We start from the raw sequence: 16,488 nt of genomic DNA on the forward strand, positions 1-16,488 counted from the left end.
TGGGATTAATTAATTCAAATAATTATACAATGAAGACAAAGTTTAATGGAATTTTAACGCTATTACTGGCGTTAGTTGTGCAAATATCATTTGCTCAACAAAAGACTATTACTGGTAAAGTTAAAGACGGCTCTGGATTATTACCTGGAGTTAGTGTTTTAATACAAGGAACAAATACCGGTACTGAGACTGACTTTAATGGTGAGTACACAATTAAAGCAAATACTGGAGATGTGCTAGTATTTAGATATCTTGGTTATAAAGTTGTTCAAAAAACAGTTGGTAACTCAAACTCAATTAATGTTACCTTAGTAGAAGATGCTAATGTTCTAGACGAAATTGTTGTTGTAGGATATGGTACAACTACAAAAAAATCATTTACAGGTAGTGTTAGTACAGTTTCTGCAGAAAATATTGATGCAAAAGCAGTATCAAATGTTGCTCAAGCTTTAATAGGTGAAGCTTCTGGTGTATCTGTTGTAAGAACAAATGGTAGACCTGGTGGAAGTGCTAATATTAGAATTAGAGGTTTTAGTTCAATTGAAGGAAATAGTTCACCACTTTATGTTGTGGATGGGGTTCCTTATACAGGAGATGTAAACTCAATTAATCCTAATGATATTGCATCGACTACAATTTTAAAAGATGCATCTGCAACGGCTATTTATGGTGCTCGTGGTGCGAATGGTGTTGTTTTAATTACAACTAAAAGAGGTAAGAGTGGAAAAAGTGTTGTAGAATTTGATTTTCAAACATCTATCAACAGTAGAACATTACCATTTTATGACTTAATTCATAGTGAAGAAGAGTACATGGGATTAGTTTATGATGGATTAAAAAACAGTGCAGAGTTAACTGGTCAAGCGAATCCTTCTCAGTATGCCTTAGATAATGTTTTTTCTGATAGAGGTATCGCTCCTTTATATAACATGTGGAACGTTGCTGACGGTAATGAATTAATAGATCCTTCTACAGGTCAAGTTAGACCAGGTGTAACAAGAAAGTTTACTCCTACAGACTGGGCTGAAGCAGGTTATAGAGACGGAATCAGAAATGAATTCAACTTTAAAACATCTGGTGGTACTGAGAATACAAAACATTACTTTTCTTTAGGTTATTTATCTGACGAAGGTTACGTTCAAGAATCTCAATTTGATAGATATAGTGCTAGATTAAATGTTAACACTAAGCCTATGGATAGAGTTAAGATAAACACTAATTTAGATTATTCTTACAGTGAATATAATGATGCTACTGGTTATGGTGGTGGAGTTGTAACTTACATGTTAGATTATATCCCAACAATTTACTCTTTATTTTTAAGAGATACTGACGGTAATATTGTAACAGATCCTAACACAGGAAACCGTCTTTATGATTTTGCAGATAATTCTGCAGGTAATGGTAGAGATTTTTCTGCAACATACAACGGTATTGGAGAAGCTATTTATAACATTAACAGAACTAAAAGACATAACATAAACGGTAACGTAAATTTTGTTGTTGATATTTTAGAAGGATTAACATTCGAGACTACTTATGGTGTTAATATTTATAGTAGTAACTTCGATCAAGTAAGAAACTCAATTCAAGGTAGTGCAGGTGTTGCTTTAGGAGGAACATTATACAAGTCTAATACTACATATTCAGCTCAAAACTTTAACCAGATTTTGAGATACGCGACAACTTTTGGAAACGATCATAACTTTAATGCATTAATTGCACATGAAAGTTTTGAATCTTCATTTGAGGATTTTGATTTAAGCAAAAAAGGTGTTGTTAACTTAAACCCTAATGCAGTAATTGTTCCAGAAAATTACATCGATCAAAATGGTGTATCTAATGGTTCAAGAGTTGGTAGAAGCTTAGAGAGTTACTTTACTCAGGCTAATTACAACTATGCTGGTAAATATTACTTATCTGGTACATTAAGAAGAGATGGATCTTCAAGATTCTTTAAAAACAAGTGGGGAACATTTGGATCTGTAGGTGCAGGTTGGGTTATTAGTGAAGAAGATTTCTTAAGCTCTAGTGAGACAATAGATTTCTTAAAGTTAAAAGCTAGTTATGGTGTATTAGGAGACCAAGGAAATAATTCTTTTGCTGGTCAATTAGGATTTAATGTACAAAATTTATTAGGTTTACCTTCTTTAGCTCCAAGAGCAGTTGTAGATCCAAACATTACTTGGGAATCTAGTCAAAGCTTCCAAACAGGTATTGAAGCTAGATTTTTTAATGGCGCTATAGATTTTGGTTTAGATTATTTTGTTAAAACTACAACGGATTTATACGTTAACAAAAGATTATCACCTTCTACAGGGGATGCTGTTATCTTAACAAACGATGGAGAATTGGTAAATAAAGGTTTAGAATTTGATTTAACTGGTAACATTATCAGAAATGAAGACTTTAAATTATCTTTATCTATTAATGGATCAATGTACGAAAACGAAATAACTCAAATGCCAATTGAAAATGCAACTGGTGAAGCTAAAGTTATTAATATTGATGGTAATTTCGCACAATCTGCAGGTCGTAGTAGATTTGACTACTACTTAAGAGAATGGGCTGGTGTTGATCCTGCAACAGGTAATGCTCAATGGTTAGAAAGCTGGGTTGATGCAAATAACAATGGTCAATACGATGCTAACGAAGGAATTAATGATTTAGAAGTATACAAAGCTCAAAATCCAGGAGCAAACATTCAAGAACGTGTTACAACTGAATACGCAGACGCTACACGTAAATACAACAATAAATCGTTGATACCTACAGTAAGTGGAGCATTTAGACTTAACACTTCTTATAAAGATTTTAACTTAAGCGCACAGTTTAGTTATAGTTTAGGTGGTTATGGTTATGACCAACAGTACGCTACTCAAATGAGTAATGGAAAAGTAGGGTCTTACAGTTACCATGCAGATATGAGAGATAGATGGATGAATCCTGGTGATATTACAGATGTACCAAGACTTTATTCTAACGAAAACATTAGAGTAAATGCGGCTTCTACAAGATTTATTACAAGTTCTGATTATTTATCATTAAATAATGTAAGGTTAGGATATAGTATAGCGACTCAGTATTTAGAAAACATAGGTCTTTCTTCTGTAAGCTTATGGGTATCTGGAGATAATTTATTTTTAATCTCTGCTAGAGACGGGTATAACCCGACAACATCTCTTACAGGTACTTCTGAAAGATATAACTATAGTCCAATATCAAACTACACTTTAGGTGTTAGAGTTAAATTTTAATTAAACAATTTTAATTATGAAAAAAATAAATTTTATATTAAGTATTATTGTTGCGAGTCTCTTCTTGAGCTCTTGTGATGAAGAGTTTTTAGATCAAAGACCTACTAGTTTTATTTCTAATGAAGATTTAGGAGAAACTGCCTTAATTAACCCAAGCATTGTTGAAGGTAATTTAAGAGGAATTTACAACCAAATGGTTACAGCTTATATTGGTGGTACTACTAATCAAGAAGATTTTGGACATAAATCTTTTGATTTAATGAGTGATTTACTATCAAGTGACATGGCTCAAATTGGTGCAAGATTTAACAGATTTGTAAATTTATCAAATCTTTTATGGACAAATGATCCATCTATATCATTACCAAATTATACTGCTTGGAGATTTTATTACAGAATCATCAACAGTGCAAACTTAATTATTGCTGCCAATGGTGGTAATGATGCAATACCAGCATCTGATGCTGTAAAGGGTGTAGTAGGGCAAGCAAAAGCTATTAGAGCATTTGGTTATTTTTATTTAAGCCAATATTACGCAATTAAGTATGATGCTAATGCAGAAATTTTACCTATCTATGTAAACCCAGGTGAATCTGGAAAAGCAAAGTCTACAATGGGTGAAGTATATGACCTAATAATTTCAGACTTAAATTCTGCAATTGACTTTATGAGTAATTATACAAGACCTAACAAAGCTTCTATAAATCAAAATGTAGCTAAAGGTTTATTAGCTTACGTTTATGCTTCTATGGGGCAAAGTGATAAAAACATATTGGCTAGAGATTTAGCTGATGAAGTAATTAATTCTGGTGAATTCACAATGATGAATCAAGATGAAGTTACTGGTGGTTTTACACAATTAAGCACTCCAGGATGGATGTGGGGATTTGACCTTACAGTTGCAAATGACTTAGGTTTAGTTTCTTGGCATGGTTTTATGGACTACTATAGTTATTCTTACCAAGCAGTAGGAAACTTTAGAGGTATTGATGATGGTTTATATGCTAAAATCAACGATAAGGATATAAGAAAACAACAATTTGGTGCTCCAGCAAGTGGTGGTACTGTTGCTGTAGGTGAATCTCCGTTAATTCCAATCGGAAAATTCTATAATGCTGCAAGAACTCCTTTTTCTCAAAATCCTATGACAGATGATTATGTTTACATGAGAGTTACAGAAATGTACTTACTTTCTGCTGAATTAAGTGCTGTAGAAGGAGATGATATTGCTGCAAGAACTAGATTAAAGCAAGTATTAGCTAATCGTTATGATGATGCTGCTGACTATGCATATGTAGATGGATTATCAGGTCAAGATCTTGTTGACGAGATAGTTTTTAACACAAAAATTGAATTCTTAGCTGAAGGTAAAAGTTATTTACTAATGAAAAGAAGAAAATTAACAAACACAAGAGGAAGCATTCACCTTAACAGAGCTGGTGAAAGTTTTGCTTACGATGATCCAAGATTAACTTTTGAAGTTCCACAAAGAGAACTTACAGATAATCCTAACATCACAGAAGGAAATAAATAATATTTTTAATATTATTATATAACATTAAAACCATCTCTTTTAGAGATGGTTTTTTTTTGCTCTTAAATTAGCATACATTTGCAAAATGAATAATGAAATGACAAATATTTTTGGAATTAGAGCGATTATTGAAGCAATCGAAAGTGGTTCTACAATTAATAAAATATACCTTCAAAAAGGTTTAAGAGGAAATCTTTTCTACGAATTAGATAAATTGATAAAAGAAAAAAAATTAACTACAAGTATGGTGCCTGTAGAAAAATTGAATCGTTTGTCTAAAAACAACAACCATCAAGGTGCTGTTGCTCAAATTTCTCCTATAGAATTTCATGATTTAGAAACTTTAATTGAAAAAACATTAGAGAGTGATAAGAAACCTCTTTTCTTATTATTAGATCAGCTATCTGATGTAAGGAACTTTGGTGCTATTATAAGAACTGCAGAATGTACAGGTGTTAACGGAATTATTGTTCAAAAAAATGGAAGTGCTCCAGTAAATGCCGAAACTATTAAAACTTCTGCTGGTGCAGCTTTTAAAATTCCTATTTGTAAAGTAGATCATATAAAAGATGCATTATTTATACTTCAATCTGCAGAAATTAAAACTGTTGCTGCAACTGAAAAAACAGATGACTCTTTATATCAAGTTGATTTAAATCAACCAATAGCAATCGTTATGGGTTCTGAGCATAGAGGTGTGAATCCATCAATACTTAAAATGGTAGATTATAAAGCAAAATTACCTTTATTAGGTGAAATCGCTTCTTTAAATGTTTCTGTAGCCTGTGGAGCCTTTTTATATGAAACAGTAAGACAAAGAATGGAATAAATAAATTATAACTCCTCCTCTACTTCACTATTAAGTTCTGGAGGAATATAATTACCTTCTTCATCAAAGTAAGTGTCAAATTCAGTTGTACTAAATTGATATTCTTTTTTAACAATCCCTTTTTTTCTAAAAATAATAGAAAAAAGAAACCCTATAATAAATCCAGATAAATGTCCTTCCCAAGACATTCCTTCTTTAATTGGTAACACATACCAAATCATACTCCCGTATAAAAAAATAATTATAAGAGAGAGGGCAACTAATCTATAATGTTTTCTGATAATTCCGCTAAAAAAAACAAAACTAAATAACAAATAAACGATTCCGCTGGCACCAATATGGTAAGATTCTCGAGCAATAATCCAAGTTAAAAAACCAGATAAAAAACCTCCATAAATTAATATTTTTAGGCCTATATCTCTATAAAAATAAAAAAGACTAAGTAATAACACAAATAACGGAATAGAGTTATTAAAAAGGTGTTTAGTATCACTATGAATAAAATGAGTGAAAAATACACCTCTTAATCCTTGAAAATTTCGAGGTAAAATTCCGAATTTATTAAAATTGAAATTAAATTTAATTTCAACCCAATATATAATCCAAATAGCAATTACATATAGTACAGGTATAAAAAAAATAGATTTAGATGTATTTAGTTGATTTTCTTGTTCCATATAGTTTTAAAAATATCAAAAATTTTACCAAAATAGAAATTAACAACATCTGTCATAAAACTTTACTATTTTTACAGCATGAATGAACCTTTGGCAGAAAGAATTAGACCGAAAACTTTAGAAGATTACATCAGCCAGCAACATTTAGTTGGTAAAAACGGTGTATTAACTAATTTAATAAAACAAGGTATTATTCCTTCTTTGATTCTTTGGGGACCACCAGGAATCGGAAAAACAACATTAGCAAACATAATTGCGACAGCATCTAATAGACCTTTTTATACTTTAAGCGCTATTAGTTCTGGCGTAAAAGATGTAAGAGACGTCATTGAAAAAGCCAAAAAAAGTGGTGGATTATTTACTGCTAAAAATCCGATTCTTTTTATTGATGAAATACATAGATTTAGCAAATCTCAACAAGATTCCTTATTGGGTGCAGTAGAAAAAGGTTGGGTAACTTTGATTGGTGCCACCACAGAAAACCCAAGTTTTGAAGTTATTCCTGCACTTTTGTCTAGATGTCAGGTTTATATTTTAAATTCTTTTGATAAGGAAGATTTAATTGCATTATTAAATAGAGCTATTGAAAAAGATGAATTTTTAGCTGCTAAAAAAATTGTTTTAAAAGAAACGGATGCTTTACTTCAAGTATCTGGCGGAGATGCTCGAAAACTTTTAAATATTTTCGAATTACTGGTTTCTACAGATGAGGAAATAGAAATTACAAATGAACTGGTTTTATCTAAAATTCAAAAAAATACAGCTAGATATGATAAAACTGGCGAACAACATTATGATATTATATCTGCATTTATTAAATCTATAAGAGGTAGCGATCCTAATGCCGCGGTTTATTGGCTGGCAAGAATGATTGAAGGTGGTGAAGATGTAAAATTTATAGCCAGAAGAATGTTAATTTTAGCGTCTGAAGATATCGGTAATGCAAATCCAACTGCACTAATTTTAGCAAATAATACTTTTCAAGCAGTCTCTGTTATCGGAAATCCTGAATCAAGAATTATTTTAAGTCAAACTGCTGTTTATCTTGCTAACTCAGCTAAAAGTAATGCATCTTACATGGCAATAGGAGCCGCACAAAATTTAGTTAAAGCAACCGGTGACTTATCTGTACCTTTAAATTTAAGAAATTCGCCTACAAAATTAATGAAGGACTTAGAATATGGTAAAGATTACAAATATTCACACGATTATCCTAATAACTTTATAGATCAAGAATTTTTACCTTCAGAAATTTCTGGCACAAAATTGTACGAACCTGGCAATAACCAAAGAGAAAATCAATTTAAAGAAATATTAAAAAATAGATGGAAAAATAGATACGACTATTAAAACTTTACTTGATATTTTTCTTGAATCAACTTGTCGTTTTCGTAGTATTCTGCAATCCAAAAATTATCTTTTGAGTAGAATATACCGTTTTTATCTTTAATAATAAATACATCTTTCACTTTACTATTTAAAATGATGAAAACAACCTCTGGTTTTAAATTAATCAACTGAAATCCGTTTGACTTTGGTTGTGCATAAAGTGTTTTTATAGTATTAGTTACTTTAGGTAAAGTTTCCTTTTTTACTTTATTCTTAATTTTTATAACTGTATTATCAATTTTAACTACAGGCTTAATATCTGTTACTTCTTTTTCTACTTCGTTTTTAACAATTACCTCTTTATTCTTAGTTGATTCTAATATTATTTCATTATTATTAGTAATTGCAACTTCTAAACTTGGCTCATAAACAAAATTAGACATAGAAGCATGCGCTCTTCTTATTGATTCTTGGTAACTTTTTTTGTAATCTTTAATTCTACTACCACCTTCTTTAGATGTGTATAAAACCTTGTTAAAACAATCTCTTAATTCAATTAGAACCGCCGTTTTAAACATAGATGATTTATCTTGAATAATAACTTTTAATGCTTTACAAGGATCATTTTTTAACTCTAAAGGTAATTCTTCGGAATCTAACATAACATTAAAACCATTCTTTTTAAAAAGAAACTTTGTTAAAGAACTCGTTTGATATTGATCTGTTTTCTTTAAAAAACTAAATCTTTCTGGAACGATTAAGTATTTATAATTGTTTATTTTTTTCTGTTGACTGTAAACCGAGCTAAAAGTTAATATAAATATAAGTGTATAAATTGTTTTCATTTTAATTAAATAAAAGGTTAAAACCGAATTGTAAAGAAACATTATTTGCAGAAGAAATATCAGATAATTCTGTGATATTATCTATTAATCCGTAGAAATTAATTTTCCAGATTTGGGTAGAAAGTCCAAAGCCAATATTCGAATACGAAAAATCGTCGACCGTATATGTTAGTTTTGCATGTAGTTTATTTGAAAAGGATTTTTCGTAAAAACCTGTAAGAGCGAATTGCTGACGTAAAGGTCTAAAAACTGAATACAATTGCGCACCAAAAGCATCTGTAAAAAAATCTTTATACGTGTCATCATAGCAATATTTGCTTCTTTTTTCGCCAAAACTATATTTAATTGCTGCATTAAATTTGGCAGGTCTCCATGAGATATAAGACTCTTGATTTTCTTCTGTTGGCAATTGTTCTTCAAAAGCATCATTCAAATTCTGCCAATAATTTGTATTGTTTGTATCATAATCAAATGCAATACCTTCGAAAGTAAAACTTCCTTTTGTAATCGTATTTTTAATGTTTTTTGTATGATTTATAAAACCAATATCTAATAAACTTGCAGAAAACTGTAATTGCGGAGAAAAGTTATAAGACAATCCGAAATCTAATCCAACGCCCATATTTCCACCAAAAAAAGTATTACCAATGTATGTACTTGCATCATTGATATATTCATTGTCTTTAATCAAACCAGAGGTTCTAAAATTTATATCTATATTTTCTAAATAGTGCACATAAACATTATTATTACCAAGGTTAGAAGTAAAAGTACCAGTGTTGTTTGTAGATTCTACATTTAACGAAGACGAATAGATTTTAAAACGCCCACCTAAGGTCAAATTATCATCTATTTTTCTAGTAATTCCTGCATGAATTACACCCAAATAATCAAGTTTGTAAAGAATTTGAGATGCACTAAAACTTTTGTTTAAATACGAAGCATTACCTTCGTTTATAAGTATAATTCCGTCTTTAGGTAAATAACCAATACCGTCTACTTCATTATAAAAACCACCACTTAAATATGTTTTATCATCTAACCTATAACCAATATTTAGTATGTCGATTTTGGCGTTTATACTTAAAAAATCATTAGTAGATATATTTGCTAAAACGGCTGTAACTTTATCTGTAATATCTCTACTATCAGCAGCAAATAAATCTGAAACTGTAAAACCAGTTGAGCCAATTTCTGATGAAAAACCAGAAAGCATAGGTACACCAATATGGTATTTATAATTAGTTTCTAAACCAGGATTTAAAAGTAGTGTTTGCGGTAAACCTGCAAAGTCATATAATACTTGTTTATTTTGACCGTAAACACCAATGCAAAAGATAAATACTAAGTATAATAGTTTTGTTTTCATTTTATAAAGGCGCTTCTAAATGTATTGTTGCTGCAGAATTAAATATGATTTCACCAACATCAGATGCAATTATAGGCGTTGTTTTATCATCCAAACTCAACCTTACCTCTACTCTAGTAAAATTTCTAACCGTTGGATTAGATTCTATATTTAAAATTTCTGTTTGTTTGAATTCTAAGTTATTTGCAGCTACATTTAAATCGTTTAACTGATAAATAAGATTGTCATTTTCATCTAACAACGAAATTTCTACCGTAAAATCTCTGTTGAATCTATTTATAATTTCAAAATCGAAATCTAATTGTACTAAATTTTGTCTTATAAAATTTGTTTCAAATATTTTAACGTCAGATTTTTCTGAAATTTCTGTAATTGGAGGAGCTCCGGGAATTGGCACAAAATTATTTGGTGATATTGTAAAATAGGTTAATGATAAAGCATAAGAGGGCTTTAGTGTATAATCTTCTATCTGGTCGAAATCCACATCTTCTGAGCACCCTAGTATTAAAACAAAACACAAAAGCATTTTTACTATTATATTTTTTTTCATCTTAAATATTTTACAAATAACAAACGCATAAATCCTTATAAATATTGCTTAATCTCAAGTAAATTAGCCACAGAAGTTACATTTTTGGCTGTTGCTGTTTCATCATTAAAAACACAATGAATTGCCTTAAAACCTACATTTAAAGCACCGTTAATATCTGCTTCTAAACTATCGCCAATCATAACCGAGTTTTCTGCAGTTGCGTTGGCTTTCTTTAATGCAAAATTAAATACTTTCGGATTCGGTTTTTTTACGCCGACAGAATCAGAAGTAACAATCGCATCAAAATAATCAATAATTTTTGAACTTGTCATTTTCTTCATTTGAACTTCGTCAAATCCGTTTGTAATAATATGCAATTGATATTTATTCTTTAAATAGTCTAAAATTTCGAAAGTTCCTTCGAATAAGTGATTAAAACTGGATAAATTATCTATGTAATCGATCGCTAATTTATCAATCAATGCATCAGAAATTTCAAAATTCAATTTATCAAAAGACTTTTTTAACCTATTGTATCTAAGTGCTTCTTTGGTTACTTTTTCATCTCTGTAAAGTCGCCAATATTCTAAATTAATAGGCATATAGATTCTTAAAAAATCATCAATTTCTATATTTACATTGTTTAATTTAAAAATTTTCTCAAAGGTTAAACCAGAGTTTTTATCAAAATCCCAAAGCGTGTGATCTAAGTCAAAAAATACGTGTTCTATTTTCATCCTTTAAAAGTAAAGATTATAAATAAACTATAAGCACATTAAGTTGTTATATTTGTAATAATAAATTATTTTTTTTGAGTAAAAAACTACATATATTATTTCTTTGCGGCTGGTTTCCTTCTAGAGTCTTGCCAACTAATGGCGATTTTATAGAAAGACATGCTAAAGCTGTTTCAAAAAAACATAAAGTAACAATTTTACATATAATTTCTGATGAAAATTGTACACAAAAAATAGAAATAGTTTCAGAAAAAAAGGACGATTTAGATATACATATTGCTTATATAAAAAAGACAAAAAGCCCTTTAAATAAGATACTTTTATATAGAAAAGCTTTTCTTTCTTTATTAAAAAATATTGGTGCTTTTGATGTTGTACATTTAAATAAATTATATCCTTTTGGTATTTTTAGTTTGTATCTAAAAAAAACTCAAAAGAAACCATTTATTATTTCTGAACATTTTACGGGTTATCATTTACCTTTATCAAAAAACATTTCTTTTATTGAGAAATTTATCAGTAAAAAAATTGCTAAAAATGCAGCATTTATTTGCCCAGTTTCTAACAATTTAAAAGAAGCAATGCAACAGTTAGGTTTTGATGGAAATTACAAAAGAGTACCCAATGTTGTTGATACAAATTTGTTTGTTCCTTCAGAATCTAAAAATTCGGTTTTTACAATCTCGCATATTTCTAATATGATTAATCGTCATAAAAATATTGAAGGTTTACTACAAGTGATTAAAAAGTTAGAGACTAAATTAGCCAATTTTAAGGTTGAAATAATTGGTGAAAATTCTAGCAAATACATCTCTTTTGCTAATAAAATTGATATTAATCTGAGTAATGTAACATTTATAGATCAAATTCCACATAAAGAAATTGCAAATAGATTACAGAACAGTGATTTGTTTGTTTTGTTTAGTAATTATGAAAATCTACCATGTGTAATTTTAGAATCTTTTTCTTGTGGTGTACCTGTAATTTCTACCAATGTTGGCGGAATAAAAGAATATTTTCCAGAAGATTTTGGTAAACTAATCAAAAAAAATAATCAAGAAGAATTATTAAAAAGTATTTTAATTTTTGAAAAAAGTTTTAAAACCAAAACACTTAATAAACAAAAAATGCACAATTTTGTTATCGATAATTTCTCTGAAAATAAAATTGCGCTAGAGTTTGAAAAATTATATTTTAAAGCATTAAAATAAATTACACTGAACTTAATTAAAACGTACATATTAAATTTTTTAAAACGCTCTGGCAGTTACGTGTTTTTGGCAACAATTTTTGCTAAGATTTTATCTTTAGCTGCATCTTGGGTAGCTTTACAATTTATAGATAACCAAGATTTAGGTGTATTACTTTTTTCTTATAATGTTATTGTATTTATTTTACCTATCAGTGGTTTAGGCTTGCATCAAAGTTTACTAAGATTTAGTGCACTAAACAATAATACAGAAGATAAAAATCATATTTTTTTATATGTTTTAAAATACGGATTAATTTCGTGTCTTGTTTTAATAAGTATTATTATAAGTAGTAGTTTTTTTATTTCTTTTCAATTTGAAAAAGCACAATTTTTCATAATTATTTTATCGTTTTTATTAATTCCGGCTTTTCTTTTTGAAATTATTAAAACGCAGTTAAGACTAAATCACGACAATAAAAGCTATGCATATTCCGAGTTTTTATATAGTCTAATCTTCTTAATTCTAATTACCGTTTTAACCTATTATTTTCAAGAAAATGGTTATATAATTTCTTTATTACTGGCACCTGTTTTTCCTTCTTTATTTTTTATCAAAAAGATAAAAATTAAAGCAACTAAAATAAAAATAGTTTCAGAATTAAATTTTCAATTCTGGCGATACGGTTTCTTTGCTAGTTTATCTAACGTTGTTACACAATTACTTTTTGCTATTGATATTTTATTAATTGGTTATTTAATAAACGATGCAGAAATGGTAACAAATTATAGATATGTTTCTATTATACCTTTTAGTTTATTATTTCTACCAAGAGTTTTCATCAATACTGATTTTGTTGCTTTTACAGAAAAAATATTAGACAAAAATTATATAAGAACGTATATAAAAAGCTATATACAACTGTTTACTATATTAAGTTTCTTATTAATTATGTTTAGTTATTTTTTTGGTAGTTTTTTACTAAGTCTTTTAGATGAAAGCTTTATTAAATACCAAACAACTTTCTTTATTTTAATGCTTGGAATTTCTGGTATATTTATTTTAAGAGGTTTATATGGCAACCTACTTTCGTCTATTGGAAAAGCACATATTAACTATTATATTGCTAGTATTGCGCTTGTAATAAATATAATTAGTAATTATTATTTGATACCAAAATACGGCATTAAAGGTGCTGCCATAACTTCTGCTATTTTAATGTGGTTAACTGGCTTGTTCTCTTTTATTTGCTTTAAAAAAATTTATAAGAGAGTTCTTTTAAAAGCAAAATAGTTTTCTTCTTCCGCGCCAAAACTTCGATAGAATTTGGCTATACTTGGCATATTACCGCCTTCAAAATCTAGTATTAGATTGCTATTTTGATATTTTTTAATAACCTCTGAAAGTAAAAAACTAGATGCTTGTAACGTTTTTCCTTTTACTGTAAAAGCGGCAAATAAATAGGTAATTCTGTTATCATGATCTGTAAAAAGTGCACCTCCTAAAAGTTGCTCGTCCTTAAAAACACCTAATAAAAATCCTTTCCGATTTCGTAAAATAGCATTAGACAATGCTGTTAATACTTTGTACGAAATTTTATATGAATAATTATCTTTGTGTATTTTAATCAACTCAGCTATAGTGGTTTCTTCTACATAAAGTAATGCCTTTTCTCCTACTTTAATTGCGTGTTTTCTTCCTTTAGAAAAATTCTTTTTAAAAGAAACATAATCAGTATTTAAGGTTAGTTTATAATTTTTTAATGTAATTGTGTTTTCTGTAGAATAATTCTGAGAATTAAAATGAATAACAACTTTAAAAAAATGAACCGGTATTTGACTTAAAAATTCTTTTTGAATTTCTTTCGAAATTAAATCCTTAGAAAAAACTCCTAATTGCTGACTAAAATAAGGTTGACTACTATATTTAAAGAACAATTTACGCTGCCAAGAAATTGGTAAAACTGCTTCATAATCGTTTAAGACTAAAACACTCCAATTTTTAGAAACAGTATCTAAGTACCAAGAAAACGCATAAATTCTAGACTGAATTGAATTTTTAATACAATCATCATATTTATCAATGTTGATATTTTTTCTTGAGATAAGCTTAATCATCCTAAGAAGTTGCTATTTTAACCATAGACTCATACAATCTTTTCCAACCTTTCCATCTTAAATGATTGCTTAAACTTTCATTATGAAATAAGGTTATAAAAGTTCCGTTTACAGCTTTTACTTCATTTCTTAAATCTCTAATTTTTCCAAGAGATTGTTTAGGTGTTATTTTTAAATAGTCGTTTAAAGTTGTGTCCATCAGCGCAAAAGGAAATACCTTTAAAGGAGTTTGAATTTCGAAATCTAAATCGTAAAAATAGTATGGTGTGCAGGTACTCGCTCTAAAACCAACATTACTAGCATATCCCATAGAATAATCTTCTTGAACTTCTAAATCTATCAATTGCTGATACGTTTCTGGTAAATTAAAACGTAAATAATGTTGTCTAGATCTTATAACCGGCATGTTGGTTATAGATTCTAATCTTTCTTTTTCTTTTTTTAGCAACCCAGGATTTTGCATTGTAAAATAAGATGGATGCAAACCAACTCTTGCATAATCTACCAAATCTTTTATAAGCAATCTGTATTTGTTTTTAGATGCAGATACATTGGTATCAAACGTTGTATAATCTCCTATAGAACAAAAAAAGATGGTTCTAATATCAAATGTTTTTTTTATATCTAAAATCTTTTGAAAATTATCAAAAGGATCTTTCTTAATATTTAAAGAAACTGCAAACCTGTACCAAACATTTATCAAACGAAGTTTAAATAAATCGTTAAAAAAACCACCAAAAGTTCTAACAAAATTTTTATGTTTATAGGCAAATGCATTATCAATATCTATAGTAGACAAATATTTGTAAGATCTTGTTTTGTAATCGTAATCTGGAAATTTTTCTTTTAACTTTTTTAACAACTTGTATGACCAAATATCTACAACCGGTTTTTCTAAAAATCCGTTTTTGTATGCTAAACTTTCTGCTGCTGTATAACGACCGTGCATGTCTTTTACGTGCGGTAAATATTCTTCGTAACGCGATATTAAATAAAAACTTGCCGCAAAAATATCAAAAGGAATTGCTGATTTACTTCCGGCACCAAAAAAACACGGAGTATTGTCCCATTTTTGAATATTAATATCTAAATCGTTTACACCTTGTTCAAACAACAAATCGTTACTTTTTATAAAAAATTCGTTTCCTAAAGGCGTTTTTGTGTATGTTAATTTGGGTCCACTATGTGCCACAAATTCTTCTACTTTTGTTGTAAAATCTACAGAAATTAAAAGCGTTCTAGTTAAAATATGCTTAAAAATGTATCGAACTCTTGGTGTTATTTTATGTGTGTAAACTAATATCATTTATGGGTATAGAAGTTTTAATTAATTGTAAATTCTATAAAATTCCTTCGTCTGCAAAGCTAAAATAATCTTTTTGGGTAATTATCAAATGATCTAAAAGTTTAATATCTAAAGTAAAACCTGCATCTTTAATCTTTTTAGTAAGTTGTTTATCTGCATTACTTGGTTGTAATTTACCTGATGGATGATTATGTGCCACAATAATTGCCACACAAGCCAATTCTAAAGCTCTTTTAAATAACAACCGAACATCTACTACTGTTGCCGTTAAACCACCTTTACTTACTTGTGTTTTTGCGATAACTTTGTTAGAATTATTTAAAAACAACACCCAAAATTCTTCATGTTCTAAATCGCCAATAATGCTTTGTAAAACTAAAGAAGCATCTTTGCTACTAGTTATTTTTGGCTTTTCTAAGGCTACTTCTAATTGTCTTCTTTTCCCCAATTCTAAAGCTGTAATTATACTAATTGCTTTTGCTTCTCCGATGCCTTTAAATTCCATTAATTTTTCTAAAGAAAGTTTCGCTAGTTGGTTTATGTTACCATCTATAGATTTTAAAATTCTTTTAGATAAAGCCACAGCACTTTCGTTTCTGTTTCCAGAACCTATTAAAATAGCAATAAGTTCTGCATCAGATAATGATGTTTTACCTTTAGCAATTAATTTTTCTCTTGGCCTATCGTCTAATGCCCAAGATTTAATAGTCAATTTTTCCACGCTTTTTTTTATAAAAATACAAAATCAGATTTAAGTTAGGTTTAA

The 16,488-nt window shown here is 29.0% G+C and carries 14 protein-coding genes; 6 read left to right on the forward strand and 8 right to left on the reverse strand.

Translation table 11 applies throughout. From position 1 onward, the window contains the following. Positions 1-29 precede the first annotated feature (29 nt). The 3 genes from BXQ17_RS06540 to rlmB all read left to right on the forward strand — a co-directional run bounded on the left by BXQ17_RS06540 (position 30) and on the right by rlmB (position 5,620). Complete coding sequence (locus tag BXQ17_RS06540; RefSeq protein ID WP_077811371.1) at positions 30-3,257, forward strand: SusC/RagA family TonB-linked outer membrane protein; 3,228 nt, start codon at positions 30-32, stop codon at positions 3,255-3,257. A 16-nt stretch (positions 3,258-3,273) separates the two neighbouring features. Beyond that, on the forward strand, positions 3,274-4,791 hold the full coding sequence (locus BXQ17_RS06545) for a RagB/SusD family nutrient uptake outer membrane protein (protein WP_077809842.1): 1,518 nt from the start codon (positions 3,274-3,276) through the stop codon (positions 4,789-4,791). A gap of 85 nt (positions 4,792-4,876) precedes the next feature. Further along, complete coding sequence (rlmB, locus tag BXQ17_RS06550) at positions 4,877-5,620, forward strand: 23S rRNA (guanosine(2251)-2'-O)-methyltransferase RlmB (RefSeq protein WP_077809843.1); 744 nt, start codon at positions 4,877-4,879, stop codon at positions 5,618-5,620. A 5-nt stretch (positions 5,621-5,625) separates the two neighbouring features. On the opposite strand, the gene BXQ17_RS06555 is transcribed toward rlmB, so the two are convergent. Further along, positions 5,626-6,297 (reverse strand): rhomboid family intramembrane serine protease, encoded by a 672-nt coding sequence (locus BXQ17_RS06555; protein WP_077809844.1) that lies wholly within the window; start codon positions 6,295-6,297, stop codon positions 5,626-5,628. Positions 6,298-6,375: 78 nt separating this feature from the next. Between BXQ17_RS06555 and BXQ17_RS06560 the strand changes: the two genes are divergently transcribed. Continuing rightward, complete coding sequence (locus BXQ17_RS06560) at positions 6,376-7,647, forward strand: replication-associated recombination protein A (protein WP_077809845.1); 1,272 nt, start codon at positions 6,376-6,378, stop codon at positions 7,645-7,647. Here BXQ17_RS06560 and BXQ17_RS06565 read toward each other — a convergent pair. Genes BXQ17_RS06565 through BXQ17_RS06580 form a run of 4 tightly spaced genes read right to left on the reverse strand, consistent with a single transcriptional unit; the run spans position 7,644 to position 11,109 of the window. Beyond that, positions 7,644-8,471 (reverse strand): hypothetical protein, encoded by an 828-nt coding sequence (locus tag BXQ17_RS06565; RefSeq protein WP_149025872.1) that lies wholly within the window; start codon positions 8,469-8,471, stop codon positions 7,644-7,646. The two genes, BXQ17_RS06560 and BXQ17_RS06565, sit on opposite strands and share 4 nt — an antisense overlap. 1 nt (position 8,472) lies before the next feature. Next, entirely contained in the window at positions 8,473-9,840 is a 1,368-nt protein-coding gene (locus BXQ17_RS06570; protein WP_077809847.1) for a DUF5723 family protein, read from the reverse strand. Between the two features lies 1 nt (position 9,841). Next, positions 9,842-10,390 (reverse strand): hypothetical protein, encoded by a 549-nt coding sequence (locus BXQ17_RS06575; RefSeq protein WP_077809848.1) that lies wholly within the window; start codon positions 10,388-10,390, stop codon positions 9,842-9,844. Positions 10,391-10,425: 35 nt separating this feature from the next. Beyond that, a complete protein-coding gene (locus BXQ17_RS06580) occupies positions 10,426-11,109 on the reverse strand; it encodes a YjjG family noncanonical pyrimidine nucleotidase (RefSeq protein ID WP_077809849.1) in 684 nt (227 codons plus the stop codon). 74 nt (positions 11,110-11,183) lie between these two features. Between BXQ17_RS06580 and BXQ17_RS06585 the strand changes: the two genes are divergently transcribed. After that, positions 11,184-12,320 carry a glycosyltransferase family 4 protein gene (locus BXQ17_RS06585; RefSeq protein ID WP_077809850.1) on the forward strand — a complete coding sequence of 379 codons (1,137 nt, stop codon included), beginning with the start codon at positions 11,184-11,186 and terminating at the stop codon, positions 12,318-12,320. Positions 12,321-12,386: 66 nt separating this feature from the next. Next, positions 12,387-13,592, forward strand: a complete 1,206-nt coding sequence (locus BXQ17_RS06590) for a polysaccharide biosynthesis C-terminal domain-containing protein (RefSeq protein WP_149025873.1) — start codon at positions 12,387-12,389, stop codon at positions 13,590-13,592. Here BXQ17_RS06590 and BXQ17_RS06595 read toward each other — a convergent pair. The 3 genes from BXQ17_RS06595 to radC are packed head-to-tail and all read right to left on the reverse strand — an operon-like array spanning position 13,562 to position 16,443. Continuing rightward, positions 13,562-14,416 carry a hypothetical protein gene (locus BXQ17_RS06595; RefSeq protein ID WP_077809852.1) on the reverse strand — a complete coding sequence of 285 codons (855 nt, stop codon included), beginning with the start codon at positions 14,414-14,416 and terminating at the stop codon, positions 13,562-13,564. The two genes, BXQ17_RS06590 and BXQ17_RS06595, sit on opposite strands and share 31 nt — an antisense overlap. 1 nt (position 14,417) lies before the next feature. Further along, positions 14,418-15,722 (reverse strand): polysaccharide deacetylase family protein, encoded by a 1,305-nt coding sequence (locus BXQ17_RS06600; protein ID WP_077809853.1) that lies wholly within the window; start codon positions 15,720-15,722, stop codon positions 14,418-14,420. 34 nt (positions 15,723-15,756) lie between these two features. Next, complete coding sequence (gene radC / locus BXQ17_RS06605) at positions 15,757-16,443, reverse strand: DNA repair protein RadC (protein ID WP_077809854.1); 687 nt, start codon at positions 16,441-16,443, stop codon at positions 15,757-15,759. Between the last annotated feature and the right edge of the window lie 45 nt (positions 16,444-16,488).

This window comes from Polaribacter sp. BM10 (genome assembly GCF_002005425.1).
GTDB lineage: Bacteria > Bacteroidota > Bacteroidia > Flavobacteriales > Flavobacteriaceae > Polaribacter > Polaribacter marinaquae.